Below are 20,515 nucleotides of genomic sequence, written 5' to 3' on the forward strand. Positions count from 1 at the left end.
CCCTGGACTACCGCACGCCAGAACAGGCAGAACGACAAGCAGCAAACGTAGCGTAACCCGTCCACGCAAGTCGTGGAGGATCACCTCCTGGATCCAGACGCTGGCCATCGCGCCAGGTATCGGCCCTGGCCGACTGTTATTCGAGACGATGGCCTGTTGAGTGTCGGAACCGGCCCCCGGGTCGACAGTCAGGTCCTTTTATCCGACTGGCTGGAGGCCATCGCCTCGAAGGACCTGACGGGATGGCGGTGGAAGATCGACCGCAGCGTGATGCCTAATGAACTGATGATCACGGAGCGGCGCTAAATGCGCCGGAAGCGTCGGCCCGTGCCTGGTCTGCCAGGTTAGGATGATTATGATGCTGATCTGGTGATCAGGTAGCCGGAAAGGATGCTTGAAGCCGGGAAGGACATTGTGCCGGCTTGGCGCTCCGGATGCTATGCTGGTCGTATGACCTGCCTACCAGTTTCCACGAGCCCAACCGAGATGCTGACTGCCGCGGAGCGCGAGTTGCTCCGGCGCGAGTTGTGCGTGCGGTTCGGCACTCCACCCCGGCTGGCGGATGGGATCTTCCTACGGGTGTGGCGCAGCGGTCCTCTGGTTGGACAGCCAAAAGTGCCGGCAGCGGTGCAGAGCTTGGTGGAGCGCGGCCTAATGGTGATTGGCGCCAGATCACCGCACCTGGCCCGGGCCTACTTCACGGAGGCAGGCTTGGCCGCGCTGTGGTGGCTGGCGGCCCAGCGCCGCGGGCTGGATCCGGTGCAGTTCGCGCATGTCCGGCAGGAACTTGGAATGGAAGCAGCGGAGCCAGCAGATCCCGAGTAGGGGAGGGGCAGCCTGCCGAGCCACTACCCTTCGGCTCGGTCAGGGCTACGCTTGTATCGGATCATCGCTCCGGATGACGTTTCCGCGTTCAATATCCAATAATGATCTCTACCCTGCGGCTCTCCGTCCGGCTCGCTGCAAATGGTACGGCTCCGCGTGGCTAAACTCGGATGCGGTCTGCTGCCACACTGGCCGCCCCTAGATCATCCGCTACGTTCCATGCCCGCGCGTGGCATTGCCAAGTTGTTGTGGCGGTGGTCGCGCTAGATCGGGGGGCGTGGAGGCTTGCACGTTCACACTGCCGTTTGGGCGCACGTCTCCTGCTGCCAGCCTCGGAAGGCCTCGGCGCGGACACGCCGGTACTGGGCTGCAGTTATCAGGTGCCGCCGTGGGCGGAAGTGGCCGTAGATCATGCTGTGCGCTGACAGGAACCGCTGGGCTTGCTCAGGCGACTTGAACCGTTGCATCTGCCTCTCCTGGCGCCGGGTCGGGCGATGGGAGTTCTCGGCACGGTTGTTGAGGGAGCGGCTGGTCCGGTGCCGCACATCCGGCAGGACCTCACGCTGGGCCACGCCGTAGCTTCGCAGGCCATCCGTGACGAGACGCTTGGGCTTGTACTTCAGTCTAGCCAGCAGGCGCATGAAAAAGCGCTTGGCCGCGGTCGCGTTCCGCCGACCTTGCACCAGGATATCGAGCACGACGCCGTGCTGGTCCACCGCCCGCCAGAGATAGTGCAGTTCGTCAATGATGCGCAGGAAGCCCTCATCCAGGTGCCAAGTGTCGCCCGGTCGCCGGCGCAGCTTGCGGGCGAAGTCCGGCCCCGAACCTCAGGCACCACTGACGAATGCTCTCGTGGGTGGCCGTGATGTCTCGCTCGGCCAGGATCAGCTCGACGTCCCGTAGGCTCAGGCTGAAGACATGATAAAGCCAGACGGCGTGGCTGATGATCTCGGCTGGGAAGCGTAGCCGGGATAGGTGGCGAGGTCGGGCGACATGCTGCCAGCTTGGCCCGGGCACCTCACTCCGGCCAGGGGCCGCCAAGCTGACAATGCCCTGGAGAGGCCAATATCTCGCGCTGGAAGCGGGTGATCGGAGATACACTGCGCTCGCACGCGGACGGGCGCCAGGCGACCGAGGTGGCGATCACTGCCGACGTCCTCAATCGCATGCTCGACCTTGGTCACCCAGTGTACGTCAGCATCACGTGCTTCGAAGCACGGGTAGAGGGATCAGCATGCCCACACCGCTGAGCCATCCAACAAGGTAGATCGACGGGGTACCGTGGTTTGTCGCTGCCCAGCCCGCAATGCCTCTGTGACAAACCACTGCCGCCAGGAAATGGAAGTCCGGCAGGGATTGGCGCCCCCCCGCTCAGTCCTCCAGTCTAAGGGCGGTTTGCTGAGGATCTCTCAACGATAAGTAGCCAGTTGCGGAAGGCGCCTCCTCGGAGCGCAACCGGATCATTGCATCTGAGTTCTTTCCTTGATGTAAGAATGTTGCATAATATGAAACCAGCCTTGTAGACGTGGTTCATGAGCTAGGGCAGTCGGCTTGGCCCTGGCTCCGCTGACGCGGAAGCGAAGCCTGGCTCTCTTCAACCCTTTCGCATGGCTGTGCGCCCGATGAACACCGACCTGCCAATGGCTAACCCGGTTATTGCCAGACGCGAGGAGCGGAGGGCTCCTCTTGAGTCCAGCCTTGCCGCAGCCACCGGCATCACCACGGGGGTCGCTATCTCAGCCGTGTTCTGGGTGGTCGTCATCTGCGCTGTTCGGGCAGCGATGAACTGACACTGGCAATCTGAGTGATCAAGGCCGCGCCTGCCTTGAGTCGCGTGTCCAAGACCACCTCAGTTGCCGTGGACGACGGCTTTCATGGGCCCGTTGACGCCCGCCCGAAGGTGTCCTTGGGCAGGCAGATCAGCAGCATTGTTCCGAAGATCCAGCATTCCTGCCGCTTGCACCTGGGAGCAGGTGAGCGGGTCGAATGCAAATGCCTGCTTATATGCATTGCTGCCCTGACAGCAGCCAAGCGGTTTGCGGCGATCAATGGAAGTCCCTACTTCCCGGCATCCTGACTGGCCGTCGTGAGCTTGGCTCCGGCCGCCGCACCTCATCCGCCCGGCCGAGTGCCGCATCCCCCCAGGGCAGATTGGCCTCGTGGTGCATCAGCCCGTTCAACAGGTCGGTACGGTCGATCAGCGCCCGGCAGATCAGGTGGGTGATCGGCACTTCCGCATGCCGCGTCTCCCGCTCGATCTTTGCCTCCACCAGCAGCAGCCGGGCGCCGAGCAGCGCCGCCCGGTCGCGCGCCCCGACATCCGCCCAGACCACCAGATTGGCCGTGCCATGCTCGTCCTCGATGGTGACGAAGACCACCCCCTTCGCCGTACCCGGCCGCTGCCGCATCAGCACCAGCCCAGCGAGCTTCACGCGGCTCCCCGGCGGCAGGGTGGCGATCTCCCGCGTGTCCCGACAGCCCAGCGCCCGCAGCTGCGGTCGCAGCAGCGTCAGCGGGTGGTCCCCGAGCGTCAGTCCGGTGGCGGTGTAGTCCAGCACCACCGCCTGACCCATGCTTTCCGGCGGCAGGTCGGGGGCGGGTTCTGGGAGCAGCGGCGGCTCGCCAACGGCGGCCTGCTGGGCCGCCAGCCGCAGCAGCGGCGGGACGTCGTGCTCCACCCCCTTGGCAGCCCAGAGCGCCTCCCGCCGGCTGGTGCCCATGCTGCCAAAAGCGTCCGCCTGCGCCAGCGCCTCCATCGCCTTGCGGCCGATGTTGGCCCGCCGCACCACCTCCTCGGGTGAGGCAAAGGGCGAACCGTTGCCGCCGCTCCTGGCCTTGACGATCTGCTGCCCGTCCTGCGCCGAGAGGCCCTGCGCCAGCCGCAGCCCCAGCCGCAACGCGTAGCCCTCGGCACTCCGTTGCTCCGGCTCCAGCGCGCAGTCCCAGAGGCTGGCGTTCACATCGAGCGGCCGGATCTCGACGCCGTGCTCCCGGGCATCCCGCACGATCTGCGCCGGCGCGTAGAAGCCCATCGGCTGGCTGTTCAGCAGGGCGGCGGCGAACACCGTCGGGTGGTGGCACTTCAGCCAGGAGGAGGCATAGGCGAGGTGGGCAAAGGAGGCGGCGTGGCTTTCCGGAAAGCCATAGGAGCCGAAGCCTTCGATCTGCTTGAACACCCGCTCGGCCAGTTCGGGATGGTAGCCGCGCTTGACCATGCCGCCGATCAGCCGCGCGCGATACTCGCCCACCCCTTGCGTGTGCTTGAAAGTCGCCATCGCCCGGCGCAGCTTGTCGGCTTCCTCGGGGGAGAAGTCGGCGGCCACCATGGCAACGCGCATCGCCTGCTCCTGGAACAGCGGCACGCCGAGGGTCCGCTGCAGCACGTTCTTCAGCTCGTCCGGGTGGCCGATGCCCTTGCCGGGTTGCGGATAGACCGGCTCCTCCTCACCCCAGCGGCGGCGCAGGTAGGGATGCACCATGTCGCCCTGGATCGGCCCCGGCCGGATGATCGCGACCTGGATCACCAGGTCGTAGAACCGCTCCGGCCGCAGCCGCGGCAGCATGTTCATCTGCGCCCGGCTTTCCACCTGGAACACCCCTAGGCTGTCCGCCCGCCGCAGCATGGCATAGGTCTGGGGGCAGTCCTTCGGCACCCCGGCCAGGTCCAGCTCGATCCGGTGGTGCTGCCGCAGCAGCGCAAAACCGCGGCGCAGACAAGAAAGCATGCCGAGGGCCAGCACATCGACCTTGAGCAGCCCCAGCGCGTCGATGTCGTCCTTGTCCCACTCCAGCGTGGTGCGGCCTTCCATGGCGGCGTTGGTCACCACCGCCAGCTCGATCAGCGGCCCCCGGCTCATCACGAAGCCACCCACATGCGTCGCCAGGTGGCGCGGGAAGTCTTGGATGTCTTCGGCGAGTTCCAAGGCCAAGGCGAGGCGGCGATCCGTCGGATCCAACCCCTCGGAGCTAGCGACCTCACTGAGGCTGCTGTCCCGCCCCGGGCCCCAGGAACCCTTGGCCAGCTTGGCGGTGACGTCCTCCGACAGGCCCAGCGCCTTGCCGACCTCTCTGACAGCACTGCGGGCGCGGTAGCGGATCACCGTGCCGGCGATCGCCGCCCGCTCGCGGCCATAGCGTTCGTAGATGTGCTGGATCACCTCCTCGCGCCGCTCGTGCTCGAAATCGACGTCGATATCGGGCGGCTCGTTCCGGTTGGCCGAGACAAAGCGCTCGAACAGCAGGTCGTGCTTGGACGGGTCCACGGCCGTAATGCCGAGCACGTAGCAGCAGGTGGAGTTGGCGGCCGAGCCACGCCCCTGGCACAGAATGCCCTTGTGGCGCGCAAAGCGGACGATCTCGTGCACGGTGAGGAAGTAGGCGGCGTAGTCGAGCTGCGCGATCAGCGCCAGCTCGTGGCGGATGCGGGCCTGAATGTCCTCCGGCACACCCCCGGGCCAGCGCTCCTGCGCAGCCACCCAGACGCGGTCACTCAGCGTCTGCTGCGGCGTGCGGCCGGGCTCCAGGATTTCGTCCGGGTATTCGTGCCGCAGTTCTGCGAGGGAGAAGCCGGAACAGGCGTCCAGCACTCGTAGGGTGTTACCGAGTGCCGCCGGATGCCGGGCGAACAGCCGCGCCATCCGGGCCGAGCTGCGCAGCGCCCGCTCGCCATTGCGCTCGGCGGCGCGGCCCAGCGTCTCCACTGTCCGCCCCAGCCGGATGGCGGTGAGCACGTCGGCCAAACGACGTCGGTCGCGGTGGTGGTAGCGCACGTCACCGGAGGCCAGCAGCGCGGCATCGGCGGCCTCCGCCATGCTGGCCAGCCGATCCAGCCGCGGCCGGTCCTCGCCATCCAGGCGGCACCAGGCGCCGCAGAACAGTGGCAGCGCCAGCCGACCGCGCAGCGCCGCCGCGTCCTGCCGCAGTCGGTCGGCGAAGGTGGCATCCGGCCGCAGTGGCGGCATCAGCGCCAGGCACCAGCCCTGGGCGTGCGCGAGCAGCTCGTCGCGGGTGAGATCACACTCGCCCTTGGGTGAGCGCATACGGCCGCGCGACAGCAACGTGGTCAGCCGGCCGTAGCTCCTCCGATCCGTCGGCCAGGCCAGGTACTCGGCGCCGTCCGCCAGCAGGAGGCGGGTGCCGACCACAAAGGGCAGGCCGAGTTCTTTCGCCGCCACATGGCCGCGCACCACCCCGGCCAGGCTGTTGGTGTCACAGATCCCGATCCCGGTGTGCCCCAGCGTTTTGGCCTGCGCCACCAGTTCCGCCGGATGCGAGGCGCCGTCGAGCAGCGAAAAGTTGGAGCGGGCGCCGAGCTCCGCATAGCCGGGCATGGGTCAGGCAAAGACGCCATGCAGGAACCAGCGCGGCGGTTCCACCCGGCCCGGCTCCCACAGCCGGCAGATCCACAAGCGGGTGCCGTCGCTGCATTCCACCCGGTAGTAGTCGCGCACCGGGCGTTCGGCATCCTCGCCCCACCATTCCGGCTCGAGGCGCTCCGGCCCCACCCAGTGGATCACTCGCTGCAGCATGCCGCCCCAGCGCAGTTGCGCCGGTGGGCCGTTCGGCACCGCTGCCGTCACCCCCAGCGGAATGGGGGTGGCGAACAGCCGGATCGGGCGGTGTTCCTCGCCCAAGGGGACCGGCAGCGCCACGGGAGCGAACGGGTCGGCGGGCGCCACGGCATATTCCGGCCAGTGGCTGTCGACCGGCTGCAGGCGGAACACCGGCAGCCGCTGCGACAGCCGGTCGATCAGTTCTGCGAGTGCGCCGTCCTCGGCCGCGGCCGCCCCATCCCGCAGCTCGCCGCGGAGCACCGCCTGCACGCCCTCCAGCGGCTCGGTGACATTGGCCTCGAGCACGAAGCGCTCGAAGCCGAGATCGGGTTCCAGCGTGCCCAGCGGCTCAGCAAACAGCCGTCGCAGATGCGCTATGTCGCGTGCAGCGGCGCCGGTGCCGATCGCCACCTCCTGCACCGCGCCATCGACCCGCCAGGCGCGCAGCGTCAGCCGCCGGGCGCCGCGGCCCGCCTCCAGCTGCTGGCGGCAGAGCTCCGCCAGCAGCGCCTCCAGCACATGGTCGATGGCCGGACGGGTGAAGATCGGCTCCAGGCAGTCGCGGATTGCCAGGAAGGCCGCCGGCTCACGCACCGGCCGCACCGGGCGAGTCCGCGCGCCGCTGACACCATCCAGCGCGTTCAGCAGGACCTGGCCGAAGCGCCGCGCCAGTGGCGCGCGTGGTTGGCGCAGCGCGTCACCCACCGTCTGCACGCCGAGCCGGCTGAGGCCGCTGACCACCTCTGGGGGAAGGCGCAGGGCGGCGAGGGGCAGGGAGCGCACGGCTGCGAGATCCTGATCCGGCGGTACGATCAGCCCATTCGTTGTCCGCGCCAGCGCTGCGGCGGTCTCAGCAAAGCCGGCCAGCGCCGCGCGCACGGCGAAGCCCGTTCGCTGCAGCCCGTCCCGCACCTGTTGCAGCAGGGCGGCCTCACCGCCAAACAGGTCGGTGCCGCCGGTGATGTCGAGCAGCAGCCCATCGGTGCCGTCTACTGCCGCCAGCGGGGTCCAGCGCAAGCACCACACGGCGAGGCGCTCCAGCAGATCGGCATCGGCCGCAGCATCGGCTTGGCGCAGCACCAGCCCAGGGCAGATCGCTTGCGCGTCGGCGAGCGCCTGGCCGGCATAAATCGCCGGGCCTTCGGCAGCCGTCAGCAGACGGCGGTTGCCCGCGGTAGTCCAGGCGGCGAGGGGAACACCCCGCAGGGCCGGCTCCAGCCGTCGCAGCCGGTCGGTCGGCAACTGCGGCAGCCAGAGCGCCAGGATGCGGCGGGCCATGGCCTCATCCGGCGCTGTGCGGGGGTGCCGGGCGCCGGCGCATCAGCACGAAGCCGGCGAGGTGGAGATGCTCCATCAGCCGTTCGGCGGCGAGGCTCGCCACCATCTGCCCACCACTGGGGCGCGGCTTGCCACGCGCATCATAACGCAGCGCGTAGGCGAGGGCCTCGGTGATCTCGTCCGAGGTCGCGGCCGTCAGTTCGGAAGCCAGCGGGGCAGAAGGTTTATGCGGGTGCGAATCGTCGGCCATGGCTGGAGCCTATCAGCGTAGTGGAACGAATCAAGAACAGATTCTACCGCAATCCGTTGCAGGGTCCTGTGCCGCTCGCCTGGATGCCGCCGTCAGGTCTGCTGCAGCGACAGGCGCAGGCTCATCTGCGTGAGGTAGCGGCTGACCTCGCGCAGACCCTGCAGCCGGGCCTTGCGGATGACGTCGTGCGGGGCCGCACCCCGGAACGGCTGCGGACGCAGCGGCGTGGACAGCCACTGCGCGGGATCAAGGCCGAGCTGGGCCAGGGTGGCGTCGAGGGCGCGCATGGCGGCGACCACCTCGGTCTCGCTGTCGCTGAGCTTGAAGCGCGGCCGGGTGCCCTTCCGGGTCAAGCCGCCGGCATGGCCGATCAGCTGCAGGGCGTCGAGGTCGGGCAGCTTCCAGTGGTCCACCAGCGACCAGAAGGTGCCGGAGGACAGGCCGGTGCGGGGCGCGTGGGCTGCCGGTTTAGGCGCTTCCGCCGGAGCCACCTTTGGCTGCGAGGGTGAGGATGCTGCCGGCTTCGCCGCCGCCGCCGCCGCCGCCGCCGCGGTCCTGGAGCGGGTCTTGCTCTGCGAGGGTCGGCCACCGGGTGCCTGGCGTCGGACGGGTTCAGTGCGCCGCGGTTTCGGAGCGGGTGCGGGCGTCAGAGGTGGGGGCGCCGCAACCGCGGGCCGCAGCGGATCGGCCGTGTCCGCAGGACCGGAACCGTCCAGATCGACGCCGCAATGCTGCACGAAGCGCTCCAGCGTCTCGGTGAAGAGGCCAAGCGGCTCCAGCACGGACACGGCGGAGGGTGGCTCGGCCAGACGCCCGTCCCGCTGCAGGGCGGACGGGGTCTCGAGAAAGGCGTCGAGCTGCAGCAGGGCTGGCTTCAGCGGATTGCGGTTGTCGATGCGGCGGGTCTCAGGCGGTCCGGCATAGCCCTGCTCAGAGGCCACCACGGCCTCGATCAGGCGGGAGATGGCGCTGTGCAGCAGGCTGGCGGCATTGCGGGTGCCGCCCGCATCGGCGAGCGTCCGCGCGTCCCGGGCATCGGCATGGGCCAGCCGGAGCAGGCTGGCGATGGCCTGCCGCACGGCCACCCGATGGGCGGTACGCACCGTCATGCGCCAGCACTGTCCTTCGGTTCTGCCGACGTCACCGCCTCCAGGCCGAGTTCCTGGCGAACATGCGCGAACTGCACCGGATCCAGGCCGCGGCGCTGAGAGGCGAGCCAGCGCAGCGCGGCCAAGCCTGTCTCGGTGAAGTAGGCCCGGGCCATGTGGGAGGATCCGGCGGCGACGGTCATCAGGCCGCGGTCCACCATGCTTTGCACCGCCGCCGGGATCTTGGGTTGTCCCGCCAGCGGGCCCGTCCGCCAGACCCGCAGATGGATGCCATCGGCCAGCCGGGGAGGGCTGCCGAACCGCACGCAGAACTCGCGTCGGAGCAGGTCGCGCTCCGCGGCCGTGAGCACCGCGGACGTGTCGGTAGGAACGGGCGAGGGGGTCATGCGATCACCATAGCATTGGTGGCCGGATCGTCGGCATGACCCATGAGCGTCCACCACCCGTTGCAAGACCTCCAGTGGCAGCCGGGCCGGAACCGCTGCCCGCCCTCGTTCGCGCTCTGATCTCCTGGCGCCGGAGCAGTCGCGGCGGGCATGCACACGCGATGCTGGACGCGCTGACGAACCGGCCGTCCTCGGTGAGGCTCATTCGGTTTCAATGTCCGGTTCCGGCATCCAGTCGGGCGGCAGAGGGGCCGCGGCATGTGCCTCCGCGACGCGCCGCAGCGCCGCCGCCTCATCGTCCGACAGCGGCCGGATCCCGCGGGGGTAACGCACCCACTCCCCCCGGTCGCATCCCATCCTGTCGCAGATCTCGCGCAACTCCGGCGATAACGGCGCATGCGCCGCCGCCAGATCCTCCAGCCAGGCGGCGAAATCATCGCGGATCTCGTGCCGCCCGTTTGCCATCTGGCGCACAGCGGCTTGCCCCACACCCAGCCGACGCGCGAGACCGCGTTTGGTCCAACCAATGGTGTCGAGGCACTCGGCGAAGCGGGCGGGAGTCATGGACATGCGGAGGCTCATGCCCCAGCGCGGCCGGCGACCGCAACGCAGAAGGCCGCCCGGAGGCGGCCAGCGGCACAGTGACACGCGGAACGGCAGGGGCAGGCTAAAGCCCGCCCGAACCTGCTGCTGCAGGGCCCTCATGGCCCAGGTTCGACGCCTGGCGCAGGGCGGTAGGGCGGGATCGCCGCGGCGGTGCGCGCAGCGGCGCGCTGGTGCAGCAGGTCGAGCAACAGCGCCTCGCTCTCGCCGTCGATCAGGTTGCGGATGATGGCGCGGCCAGCGGCATCTTCGATCACGGCGCAGAGGAAGACGGGATCGTCGGCGCTGGTGCCGAGGGCCAGGCCATTGCCGGCGTCGTCGTGGAGCACGAGCGGACAACCCAGAATGGGCAGGGCGTGGAGATCCATGGTGCGGAGCTTTCGACGGGGTGGCGGAGCGTGGGGAGAAAGGGGCGGGGATCGTTCCCGCCCTGGCTTGTCAGGCCGCGCCCTTGAGGGCCGCCATGCGCTCGCCTAGCAGCCACAGTGCCCGGTTCAGCTTCACATCCTGATCGATGCCCGTGACCTCGCGCGAGCGGACCCGACGCGGGCGGTTGTTGGCGTCACGGCCCCAGGCCCGTAGGCCGCCACGGATGGTGTTTTCCTGCACCCGGTTGAAGGTGGTCCAAAGGTCGTCCGCGGTGTCCGCAGCGCGGCGGGCGCGTAGGAACTGCTCCGCCTGGATCGGCGTGGCCACATGGCCCGCCGCATCCCCGAAGCGGATCACGCGGGCGGCTTCCGCAAGGATGGCCTGCTCGTCGCGGTTCAGGGTGACGCCGGCCCAGGCATCGGCCGCCGCAATGGCCTGTCGCGAGACGTCCAGGACCTCGTAACTGCCCTCGATCACCTGGTGCACCACGTCACCCTTGTGCGGCACTTTGACGGAGCGCTCCGGTCCGTCCGACACCACCATCCCGTTGAGGCAGGCGAGGCGAAACACACCCGCTGTGACGTGGTAGGCGCTGGTGCCGTCGTGGCTGTTGATCAACACGACCTCGGGAAAGGTCATGCCCAGGCGGCGCGGCTGGCTGGCCTGCCCTTTGTGGCGGAAGCGGATCAGGTGCTTGGTGTGGCCGTCGCGGCTGGCATCGCGCGGGCGGGTTTGCCGCGCCAGCACGGGCACGAAGCCTTCGCGCCGCAGGCCCGCAATCACGTCCGCGGTCGGGATATAGGCGTAGCGGGCGGAGCGGGAGGCATGCGCCTCGGTCGCGAAGGCGGAGGGAGCGACCTGTGCCAGCTCGGCATCCGAGAGCGGTGCGGCGCCCATCGCGGCGCTGAAGCCTGACCGCGTGGCGCGGGAGGAGTGGAAGAACGTCATGGGGGAGCACCTTGCTCTTGCCACCGAAGCCAAACGCCTCGGCTGAGAAGAACAGTACGCCTCCCGCCCCTGCAGAGCAAGAGTTTTAAAGTTTAAACTGCTAATACAAGAACACAGAACCGCGAGGCTGCGGAACAGCCGACAGCGGCCGCGCCACCCGGCGCGGTCACGCCGCCGGCTTGTGCGGGAACTGTGCCTCGATGAGCTCCAGGATCACCGCTTGCGGTGTGACGGTGCGGCCGCTCGCAGCACTCCGCCGGGCGCCTTCCTCCACCAGCTGTGCGAGTTGGCTGCGCGGAATCCGGAGCGTGACCTGCACGGTGTCGCCGGGCGAGGGCCGACCCGGACGGCGCTTGGCGGGCGGCGCGGCGTCTGCGGTATCCGGAGCGGCGGAGCGGGGCATGGAAGCATCCTTCTGCGAGCGCAGCGTCGTAACTTAGAAACGTTAAAACTTCAACTGTGACTGTAGAGACCTCGCCCTGTGATGTGCTGGCGGAGCCACCGCGCCGCTGCGACAAGAGCGCTCAAGCTGTAGGCCGCCGCTACGACGAGCTCCTACAGGCGGGTAGCAACACCCCTGAGCGGCCCGCGCCCGAGATGCACCAGGACACGAGCAGCAGGCGCAGCGCTGCGGCGCCCTGTTGAAGGGTAGGCCGTGGCCGGGGGTTACGAGCGCGGCCCGGCTGGCGCCGCCGGGGGCGGCGCCTCGTCCAGCCACAGCGGCACGGCGCAGGCCCGCCGGCCGCTGGCGTCCGACCACACCGCGCGCCCCTCGCAGCGGGCCAGCAGACCCACGAGGTCGTTGCGCCGAATGGCGTCGGCCCACGCCTGAGCGGATGCGGAGCCCTCTGACAGCGCGGCGCGGATCACGCCTGTGGCGTGCCGCACCTCCGCGACCTCCGTTGATCTTCCCCAGAGGTAGCCGCCGCCGAGCACGCCCAGCAGCAACACCGCCGCGCCGACGCCTGACAGCATAGCCATCCGACGGGATTGAACACCGGCCTGACGGACGAAGTCGGCCCGACACGCCTGCACGAGCTGACGCGTCATCTCCGCCCGCGCTGTCGCGTCCAGCGGCTGCCGGCTGGCCTCCGCGTGGTGCAGCAACTCGCCCATGGCGCCGAGACTGGCCCCGAAGGCGTCGAGGACCGGGCCGAGCGGATCGCCTTCCAGCTGCGCCTTCGATGCCGCGAGGCGCAGATCGGCGCGGGCGCGACCGATGGCCGCACGCGGGTCGGACGGCGTCGCGGTCGGCGCGCTCAGGGTATCCACGAGCGGATCGGCGCCAGGGCCGCTGCCATGTCCGCCATCCACTTGCGGACGCGGCTGCGGTCGAACGGTCCGAGGATGGCGCCGGGCTGGTCAGCCGGGGCCTGACCGTCGCGGGCCTGGCCGAAGCGGAGCCGCTTGCCCTCGATTTCGGCCGCCACCCCGGCGTCCAGCCGCGGCATCCAGATCGGCACCGCCCCGCGTGCCACGGCGGCCCGGAAGGCGCTGTGCCGCAGCACGCGGGCGAAGGCCTCCTCGCGCGGCATGGTGGGATCGGCGAGGCCGGCATTGAGGATCAGCGCCGTGGCGCGGGGCTGGAACCCTTGCGCCTCGTAGCCGGCCAGCACACCCAGGTCATCGACGCGCGGCGACAGGGTATAGAGCGCCACCGGATGCACGCCGGCCTCTTCCAGGCTGCCGGCGAGGTCAGGCACGTCCTCCAGCAGCTTGCCCATGCTGAGGTCGCCGCCGCCCATGTCGAGCAGCGCGCTCTGCTGCTCGGCCATGACGAAGCCGAGCAGTTCTTCTGCCCAGCGGGCAACGCCGGTGGGATCGGTGGTGTCGGGCTGCGCCACGTCGTTGACGAAGCTGGCCAGCGAGCGGTTCTGCGGGTCGAGCGCCGCGGCAATGGGGGCCGGCTGCCCGGGGCGAGCTTCCTCCATGATGTAGCGCAGCAGCGTGGTTTTGCCGCTGCGGCCGGGTCCCATGACGAACAAGGCCTTGGGGCCGGTGCCGAGGTCCACGGCTGGGGTGGTCTGTAGCGTCGCCGCGGTATTGTCTCGGGGACGGGCGGCCGGGCCGACCGGAACCTCCTTCTCGTCCTCGATGGAGCGGGCGCGACCGAACAGGCGGAGGGCGGGTGCACGGTCGGGCTGAGGCAGGGGCGCGGCGGTGGTGGCGTTCTTCATGGTCAGCCTTCGAGTCATTTCAGGGAGGCCGGCTTGAACCGGGGCCGCGGCTTCGGATCGAAGGCGCCTTCGGTCGGATCAAAGGCCGGACGAGCGGGTGGGGGAGGCGGAGCCGCCGCGGGGGCAGGAGGTGCCCCGGATAGCGCGGCGGCTGGTGGAGGTGTCTGCGTAACCGGTTGGGTCGCCACGGGCGCGCCGGTGGCTGCGGCCTTGGCCGCGGCGATCTGCGCCTTGGACCGCCGCCGCCGTTGTCCCTTGGCGTTCAAGGCTCCGGTGACGCGGTGGTAGGCCCGTCGCACCGCCTCGGTTTTCGGCGGCTGTCCGTTGGCATCGCGGATCCCCAGCTTGGCCAGGGTGCGGGCAATGTCGTCCCAGCTGGGTCGCACCGTGTTCATCCGCTCGGTGATCAGCGCGTGGTGCTGGCGCATCCAACCGAGCAGGGGGGAGCGGCCCGTGAGCTGGGCGAACGCTTCCTGCGCCGTCGTGGTTGTGGGTGGGGTCGCAGGGTCGGACAAGCCGGTGATCCGTGTTGCAGCTGCCTGGAATCTTGGCCCAGAGAGGCCGATCTGTGCAACCGCGCCCGCGGTTCAGACACGGATAAGTCACCGCTTAGGTGCACCTAAGAGACAGATAAGGGACAACTAAGTCACATCCAGGTCACGTCAAAGGCACTAAAACAGACAAAATCAGACAGAAGTCTCCACCAAAGAGACAAGGAGGGCTCCAGGAGGGGACGCTTTGGACACGAGGCGAAGAGGGGAGGGGAGAGAGAAGTTTTCTACCAGACCAATGCATCCTAGACGGATGCTGGTCTCGCCTCTGCCGTGGCGGCTAAGGTGATGCGATCACCCCAGGTCGAGGAAGCCGCCATGTCTGATGAAGTCGCCGCCGAACTGGCCCGGTTGCGGGAGGCCGTCGAGACGCTGACCCAGGGGCTGCGGATGATGGTGGAGACGCAGGCCACGCAGTCCGAAATGCTGCGCGTCATCCTGGAGGCGGCCACCGAGGAGGCCGGCGAGAGCCCGCTGCCGGGGCTACTGACGCAGATCGTGGAACGGCTGGACGAGCAGACTGGAATTCTGCACCGCATCGAGGTCGTGGCCGGTGGCGGGCTGGCCAGCGACGCCCAGAACGAGGACGAAGACCGCGCTGGTCAGCGCCTGGCAGCGTCAGTGCCGCGGCAGTAGCAAGCCGGCCCATGCTCACCTTCCGCAAGGGCGCGGCTTCGGTGTCACCCGCGGGTGCGCGAGCGATGGCCGACCACCTGATGGAGGAAACCCTTTCGCCCGAGGCCGTGGCGCTGGGGGATTACTACACCCGTAACCGGGCAGCCGAGTTGGGCGCAGGGCCAGGACCAGACGGCGAGGCGGGACCGGAGGCATCGAACCGGGGCACGCGGCCGCAACCTCGGCGCGACATGCCCTCCCGCCTGGCGGCGGCGCTGGGGATCGACGCGCACGGCATCCCGACCGTGGAGCAGGTCAGCCAGATCCTCGCCGGGCAGCGGGCGGACGGGACGCCGCTGCAAACCAACAGCAACGCCGGAGCGCGCAGCGTCAGCTACATCGACCTGTGCTTCTCCGCGCCCAAGAGCGTCAGCCTGGCGTGGGCTTTTGCCCCGACCGAGGCCGAGAGGGCGACGATCCTGCAAGCACATCGCGACGCGGTGGACGCCTCGCTGCGCTATGTGGCGCGCGATATCGGCGTGGCCCGCCGCGGCGATGGCGGCAAGGCTGGCAGCGAGGCCGGGCAGATCGCCTGGATCAACTTCGAGCACTTCACGGCGCGACCCACCGCCGAGGTGAAGCGCGCCGATCCCACGACCGGCGAGGTGGTGACGGAGCTGCACACGCTGCGGCCAGGGCGCGATCCGTCCGGGGCTGGTGACCCGCAATTGCACACCCATTGCGCGGTGCCCAACCTGGTGCTGACGGATGGCGGGCACCTCGGCGCCCTGGATCTCAACGCGACCCGCACCCGCATTCACGAATTCGGCGCCTTCTACCAGGCCCAGCTCGCGGCCAACCTGCGACGCGTCGGCGTGGCGGTGGAGCTGGAGGAGCGCACCGGCATGGCTCGGCTGCCGGCCATCTCGGAGCAGGTCTGCGAAGCCTTCAGCAAGCGCACGCGGGACGGCACGCAGGCGGCGCGCGAGGAAGCGGCGGCGCGTGGCCTGGATTGGGACCGCATGACGCCGGAGACGCAGGTCGTGTTCCTCAAGGGTGGCACCAAGGCGGCGCGCAAGAGCAAAGCGGACGACCTCAGCGACTTCGCCGCCTGGCGCGGCCAGGCGACGGCAATCGGGTGGGCGCATCGGAGCGTCGTGGAACCGCGGCGCCAAGACGATGCGGCGCCCTGGCGGCAGAGCCGCGCGGCTCGCCTTGACGCCGGCTACCAGGCGGCCTTGCCCTTGCTCGACCCGCAATTCACCCGCCTCTCTGTGATGAACGGCGCCGACCTGCGCGCCGCCGCGGCCCGCGCGCTGATCGTCGCCGGCATCACGCCGGGAGCGGATGGCGGCCGGGCGGACGTCGATGCGCTGACGAAAGCCATGCGCCAGCGCGGCGTGCGGCAGGACGGCCAGCTCACCGGGCTGGTCTGGGGCCGTGAGGGCGACGCGGTGAAGGTGACGACGGCACTGCACGTCGCCCAGGAGAGCGAGGCCGTGGCGCTGGCCGCAGCCGCCGCGGCGGATCGCAGCCGCGCCCTGTCTCCCGCTGCCCTGGCCGCTGCGGTGCAGCGCAGCGGCCTGGACTTCACCGACGCGCACGGCCAGGCGCAGCACGCGGCGATGCTGCGCCTCGGCACCGGCGGCGCTGTGGGTGTGGTGGTTGGCGTGGCGGGATCGGGCAAAACCGCGTTGCTGCGCCCGCTGGTGGAGGCCTGGAAGGCCCAGGGGGATCAGGTCATCGGCGCGGCCATCGCCTGGCGGCAGGCCGAGCCGCTGAAGGACGCCGGCATCGACAGCGTCGCGGCGCTGACTGGCTTGCTGCACGGGGTCAGCGACGGCCGCATCTCAGTCGGGCCGGGTACGGTGGTGGTGGTGGACGAGCTGGGGCAGGTGGGCGCCCGGCAGATGCTGGAGCTGCTGCGGCTGCGCGCGCAGCACGGCTTTCGTATTGTCGCAGTGGGCGACGACAAGCAGTGCCAGGGTATCGAGGCCGGGCCGGTGGTCAATCTGATGCGCCGGGCGCTGGGCCCGGAGGCGGTGCCGGAGATCCTCTCCACACGTCGGCAAAACGACGAACGCCAGCGCGAGATCGCCGGGCTGTTCCGCGAGGGCCGCGCGGCCGAGGCGCTGGCGATGAAGCGCGAGGACGGCACGGCTGAGGCGGTGCCGGGGGGCTATGACGACGCCGTGCGGCGGGTGGCCGAGTTGTGGCGGCAGCGGCGCGAGGCGAACGCCGGCGACGCCAGGTTCTCCATCAGCGTCACCGCGCCGACCAACGCCGATGCCCGGGCCGTGGCGCTGGCGCTGCGCCAGGAACGCCGGACGATGGGGGAGCTGGGGGCGGATGTGATCAGCCTGCGCGCGACCGACCAGGCCGGTGCCGCCTATACCCTGACGCTGGCGCCGGGCGACCGGGTGCGGCTGTTCGACCGCCTCAACGCCCGCTTTCTCGACGGCGGCCGGGGCAATATCGGCAACAACGGCAGCGTGCTTGAGGTCCGCGACGTGAATGCGGAGGGGATCGTGCTGCGGACGGCGGCCGGGCGTGACGGGCTGGTGCCGTGGAAGAACCTGGCCGACAAGCACAGCGGACGCATGCGGCTGGCGCCGGGGGACGTGCTGACCATCGACGCGGCGCAGGGCATCACCAGCAGCGAGCACATCAACGCCATGCCGGCGGGATCGGCGGGAGTGCAGGGCTTTAAGGGCTACACGGCCGAGAGCCGGCACAAGGATGCCGCCTGGCTGATCACCTCGGACGGGGCCGAGCGGCGCGAGGTGATGGCCCGCCGCGCCTTGGGCGACGCCCGGCCGGTGGGCACGGCCGACGTGTGGGAGAATGTGGCGCGCAACCTGGCGCGGCAGCCGGCAAAAGCCTCGGCGCTCGACTTCATGGAGCGCGCCCGCGATGTCGGCCGCGGCACCACGCACGCCATGCAGGCCGGGTTCCGCCGCGCAGAGGCCAGGGAAGCGGCCGGCGAGGCGCGGGCGACGCTGGCGGGGCAGCTTCGGGAGCGTCGTGAGGGTCGGGTGATAGGCGAGGTGGTGGAGCGGTTGCGGCAGGCGCTCGATGCCCGCTGGCAGGCGGTGCGCGCGCTGGCCGGCCGGCTGCGGCAGGCCGGTAGACCTGTTCTGCAGGATGGCGGACGCGAGGACCGCCGGCCGGCCGTAAGCAAGGCCAGAGCGGTGTACGACCGGGCGCGCGCCAACCAGGCGCGCAGCCAGGCGGCGGCCGAGCGGCACCGCGCCCCACACCAGAGGCAGGACGCGCAGTCGCAACAGGAGCAGCCGCTGTCTGCGGCGACCTACTGGCAGCGCGTGGCGACGGGAAAGAACGGGACAGCAAAGCCGAGCCTGCGGCGCGCAGCGCGGCGCAAGCGCGAGGACAATGCCGTGGCTGCGGTCGTGGATCGGCTGGCGTTGGCGATGGGCGAACGCGGGGCGGTGCTGGCCGGCATTGGCCAGGGCAGGGGGCAGCAGCGCCTCCCGGCGCAGGAACCGCGCCAGGGACAGCAGGGAGCACCAACACCCGAGCAGCCGCCCGCCCCTTCGCAAGCCATCCCCGCGCCCGTGACGCGCGCTGCCGCAGCTCCGGGGCGGCGAGTGCCGCCGCGCTTCTCAGAGGCCGACGCCGCGGCGGACTTCGCCGTGGCTCTGCACCGCGTCGGGCTGCGCTTGAGCGGGCCAGTGACGATGGATGGGACGCTGCGCCGCGTCGCCGTGGAGGGCGACCGCAAGGGGCAGAAGTCGGGAAGCTATGTCGGGCATCTGGACGGTTGGCCGGCGGGCTACATCCGCAACCACAAGACCGGAACCGAGATCCGCTGGAAGGCCGATCGGCCCGTGGTGCAGATGACGCTGGGCGACCGCGCGGCGTTCGTGGCGGAGGCCGCGGCCAAATCGGCCGAGCGGGCGCGCGCGCGGCACGACATCCAGGAACGGGCGGCGAAGATGGCGCAGCGGCTCTGGGCCGGGTCAGCGCCGGCAACCTCGCACCCCTACCTCGCGGCCAAGGGCGTGCAGGCGCATGGGCTGCGGCAGGACCGGCGCGGCCGGCTGCTGGTGCCGGTGCGGGGGGTGGACGGCCGGCTCTGGGGCGTGCAGCGGGTGGATGTGGACGGAACCAAGCTGTTCCTGAAAGGCGCCAGGACCGAGGGTGGGCACGCGCTGATTGGCGGCCGGCCAAAGCCGGGAGCGTCGCTGCTGGTAGTCGAGGGCTACGCCACGGGGGCCACGCTGCACGAGGCCACGGGGTTGCCGGTGGCGGTGGCCTTCAACGCCGGGAACCTCCTGGCCGTGGCGAAGGCGTATCGGACGGCTGATCCATCGCGGCCAATTGTGATTGCGGGGGACAACGACCACCACCTGCCGAGGCGGGCCGTACCGCTGCCGAACGTGGGGAAGGAGAAGGCCGAGGCCGCCGCGGCGGCCGTGCGCGGCGTCGCTGCCCTGCCGTCCTTTCCACCAGGCGACCGGGGCAGCGATTGGAACGACTTGGCGCGACGCCAGGGGCATGCACCGGTGGCGGCCGCAATAAGCGGGGCGCTGGACCGGCTGCAGCAGGCTGGCGTGCAGCGGGCGACCCCGACTGTGGCGGCAAAGGAGCCGCCGCTGCAACAGGTGCCGCCGCGTGGTCTCCGCATGTGAAGCAGCACGCAGCGATAGATGAGCCACAAAGCTCAGCACGCTCGGACTGCCGGCGGCTCCTGCTTCCGGGGCAAGGTACAGAGCCTCTGAATGCCCTGGTCTCTGCGTCCGAAACCCTTCACGAAAGCTGCCTGTCCGCTTCTATGGCGACAGTGCGCAGAAGCGGACGTCAGACGACTGACCCACGGTCACTGAACTGCAGCAAGGCATCTGCCTCACCGGTGACGCCATACCATGGCATCTGGAGCCCGCTGCCTTTTGTCACGCCGCATCAACTTGACTGTCAGCGGTTATATCGACAATACTCGATATATGGAATATGACGAAGCCCTGGCCTGCCTCGGTGCCCTGTCGCAATCCACTCGCCTGGAAACCTTCCGGCTGCTGGTCCGGCACGAGCCTGACGGTCTGCCCGCCGGTGCAGTCGCCCGGCAACTCGACGTTCCCCAAAACACGATGTCCACGCATTTGGCGGTACTGGCGCGCGCTGGCCTGCTCCGCTCCGAGCGCCTTAGCCGGTCCATCGTCTACCGGGCCGACCTGGAGCGTCTGCGCGAGATGATGCTGTTCCTGGTCAAGGACTGCTGTGGCGGCCGCGCCGACCTGTGCCAGCCCCTGATCGCCGACCTGCTGCCCTGCTGTTCGCAAGAGAAGGCCGTCTCATGAGCGACGTCACCATCTACCACAACCCGGCCTGCGGGACGTCCCGCAACACCCTGGCCCTCATTCGCAACAGCTGCGAGGAGCCGGAAGTCATCGAGTACCTGAAGACGCCGCCGACGCGGGAGGTGCTGGCTGACCTCATCCGCCGCATGGGCATCCCGGTGCGCGACATCCTGCGCCAAAAGGGCACGCCCTACGAAGAGCTTGGCCTTGGCGGCCCGTCCCTTACGGACGACCAGCTGCTCGACGCCATGATGGCGCACCCCATCCTCATCAACCGGCCCATCGTGGTGACGCCGCTCGGCGTCAAGCTGTGCAGGCCGTCAGAGGCGGTGCTGGGCATCCTGCCGAACCCGCAACGGGGCGCCTACGCCAAGGAAGACGGCGAGCAGGTCGTCGATGAGCAGGGTCGCCGCCTGATCTGAGCCGGGCGCTCGCGCCCTTTCATCCCAAGGACGACGAGCCGCGCCGCTACCCTGCCCGGGTAACGGAGGGCCCGGTGCGTCCTGACGCCCAAGAGAATCCGCCGCATGCTGG

Annotated in this window: 18 protein-coding genes and 1 pseudogene; 6 read left to right on the forward strand and 13 right to left on the reverse strand. The window is 69.8% G+C overall.

The window, feature by feature from the left end:
* The first annotated feature begins 486 nt into the window (after window positions 1-486).
* Window positions 487-825, forward strand: coding sequence for a hypothetical protein (locus EBE87_RS28800; RefSeq protein ID WP_147426154.1), 339 nt, complete (start codon window positions 487-489; stop codon window positions 823-825).
* Window positions 826-1,118: 293 nt separating this feature from the next.
* Here EBE87_RS28800 and EBE87_RS24735 read toward each other — a convergent pair.
* Window positions 1,119-1,842 (reverse strand): annotated as a pseudogene (locus EBE87_RS24735) (IS6 family transposase).
* 605 nt (window positions 1,843-2,447) lie between these two features.
* Here EBE87_RS24735 and EBE87_RS29200 point away from each other — a divergent pair.
* Complete coding sequence (locus tag EBE87_RS29200) at window positions 2,448-2,615, forward strand: hypothetical protein (protein WP_158600994.1); 168 nt, start codon at window positions 2,448-2,450, stop codon at window positions 2,613-2,615.
* Between the two features lie 255 nt (window positions 2,616-2,870).
* Here the strand turns inward: EBE87_RS29200 and EBE87_RS24745 are convergent, their stop codons facing one another.
* The 12 genes from EBE87_RS24745 to EBE87_RS28805 form a co-directional block, all read right to left on the reverse strand.
* Entirely contained in the window at window positions 2,871-6,155 is a 3,285-nt protein-coding gene (locus EBE87_RS24745) for an error-prone DNA polymerase (RefSeq protein WP_120640041.1), read from the reverse strand.
* A 3-nt stretch (window positions 6,156-6,158) separates the two neighbouring features.
* The gene (locus EBE87_RS24750) at window positions 6,159-7,655 is read right to left on the reverse strand and encodes a Y-family DNA polymerase (RefSeq protein ID WP_120640040.1); all 1,497 of its coding nucleotides are present in this window, start codon (window positions 7,653-7,655) and stop codon (window positions 6,159-6,161) included.
* 4 nt (window positions 7,656-7,659) lie between these two features.
* Window positions 7,660-7,905 (reverse strand): hypothetical protein, encoded by a 246-nt coding sequence (locus EBE87_RS24755; protein WP_120640039.1) that lies wholly within the window; start codon window positions 7,903-7,905, stop codon window positions 7,660-7,662.
* Window positions 7,906-7,997: 92 nt separating this feature from the next.
* On the reverse strand, window positions 7,998-9,014 hold the full coding sequence (locus tag EBE87_RS24760) for a hypothetical protein (protein WP_120640038.1): 1,017 nt from the start codon (window positions 9,012-9,014) through the stop codon (window positions 7,998-8,000).
* Window positions 9,011-9,400 carry a hypothetical protein gene (locus EBE87_RS24765; protein WP_120640037.1) on the reverse strand — a complete coding sequence of 130 codons (390 nt, stop codon included), beginning with the start codon at window positions 9,398-9,400 and terminating at the stop codon, window positions 9,011-9,013. Before EBE87_RS24765 ends, EBE87_RS24760 begins: the two co-directional genes overlap by 4 nt.
* Before the next feature lie 201 nt (window positions 9,401-9,601).
* Window positions 9,602-9,970 carry a helix-turn-helix domain-containing protein gene (locus EBE87_RS29505; RefSeq protein ID WP_199707740.1) on the reverse strand — a complete coding sequence of 123 codons (369 nt, stop codon included), beginning with the start codon at window positions 9,968-9,970 and terminating at the stop codon, window positions 9,602-9,604.
* Between the two features lie 131 nt (window positions 9,971-10,101).
* On the reverse strand, window positions 10,102-10,371 hold the full coding sequence (locus tag EBE87_RS24775; protein WP_147465055.1) for a hypothetical protein: 270 nt from the start codon (window positions 10,369-10,371) through the stop codon (window positions 10,102-10,104).
* Window positions 10,372-10,441: 70 nt separating this feature from the next.
* Window positions 10,442-11,320, reverse strand: coding sequence for a DUF932 domain-containing protein (locus tag EBE87_RS24780; protein WP_120640035.1), 879 nt, complete (start codon window positions 11,318-11,320; stop codon window positions 10,442-10,444).
* A gap of 166 nt (window positions 11,321-11,486) precedes the next feature.
* Window positions 11,487-11,723 carry a hypothetical protein gene (locus EBE87_RS24785; protein WP_120640034.1) on the reverse strand — a complete coding sequence of 79 codons (237 nt, stop codon included), beginning with the start codon at window positions 11,721-11,723 and terminating at the stop codon, window positions 11,487-11,489.
* Window positions 11,724-11,986: 263 nt separating this feature from the next.
* Window positions 11,987-12,592: a hypothetical protein gene (locus tag EBE87_RS24790; protein ID WP_122140223.1), complete on the reverse strand. Its 606-nt coding sequence runs from the start codon at window positions 12,590-12,592 to the stop codon at window positions 11,987-11,989.
* Entirely contained in the window at window positions 12,580-13,497 is a 918-nt protein-coding gene (locus EBE87_RS24795) for a DEAD/DEAH box helicase family protein (protein WP_120640469.1), read from the reverse strand. Before EBE87_RS24795 ends, EBE87_RS24790 begins: the two co-directional genes overlap by 13 nt.
* Window positions 13,498-13,511: 14 nt before the next feature.
* The gene (locus EBE87_RS28805; protein ID WP_147426192.1) at window positions 13,512-14,012 is read right to left on the reverse strand and encodes a hypothetical protein; all 501 of its coding nucleotides are present in this window, start codon (window positions 14,010-14,012) and stop codon (window positions 13,512-13,514) included.
* A gap of 354 nt (window positions 14,013-14,366) precedes the next feature.
* Between EBE87_RS28805 and EBE87_RS24800 the strand changes: the two genes are divergently transcribed.
* From EBE87_RS24800 to arsC, 4 genes are all read left to right on the forward strand, one after another.
* Complete coding sequence (locus EBE87_RS24800) at window positions 14,367-14,684, forward strand: hypothetical protein (RefSeq protein ID WP_120640470.1); 318 nt, start codon at window positions 14,367-14,369, stop codon at window positions 14,682-14,684.
* Between the two features lie 65 nt (window positions 14,685-14,749).
* Window positions 14,750-19,315, forward strand: a complete 4,566-nt coding sequence (gene mobF / locus EBE87_RS24805; RefSeq protein WP_158601027.1) for a MobF family relaxase — start codon at window positions 14,750-14,752, stop codon at window positions 19,313-19,315.
* Between the two features lie 312 nt (window positions 19,316-19,627).
* Window positions 19,628-19,981 (forward strand): ArsR/SmtB family transcription factor, encoded by a 354-nt coding sequence (locus EBE87_RS24810; protein WP_120640473.1) that lies wholly within the window; start codon window positions 19,628-19,630, stop codon window positions 19,979-19,981.
* Entirely contained in the window at window positions 19,978-20,403 is a 426-nt protein-coding gene (gene arsC, locus EBE87_RS24815) for an arsenate reductase (glutaredoxin) (protein WP_120640472.1), read from the forward strand. Before EBE87_RS24810 ends, arsC begins: the two co-directional genes overlap by 4 nt.
* Window positions 20,404-20,515 lie beyond the last annotated feature (112 nt).

It is taken from the genome of Teichococcus wenyumeiae, assembly GCF_003696345.1.
Classification (GTDB): domain Bacteria; phylum Pseudomonadota; class Alphaproteobacteria; order Acetobacterales; family Acetobacteraceae; genus Pseudoroseomonas; species Pseudoroseomonas wenyumeiae.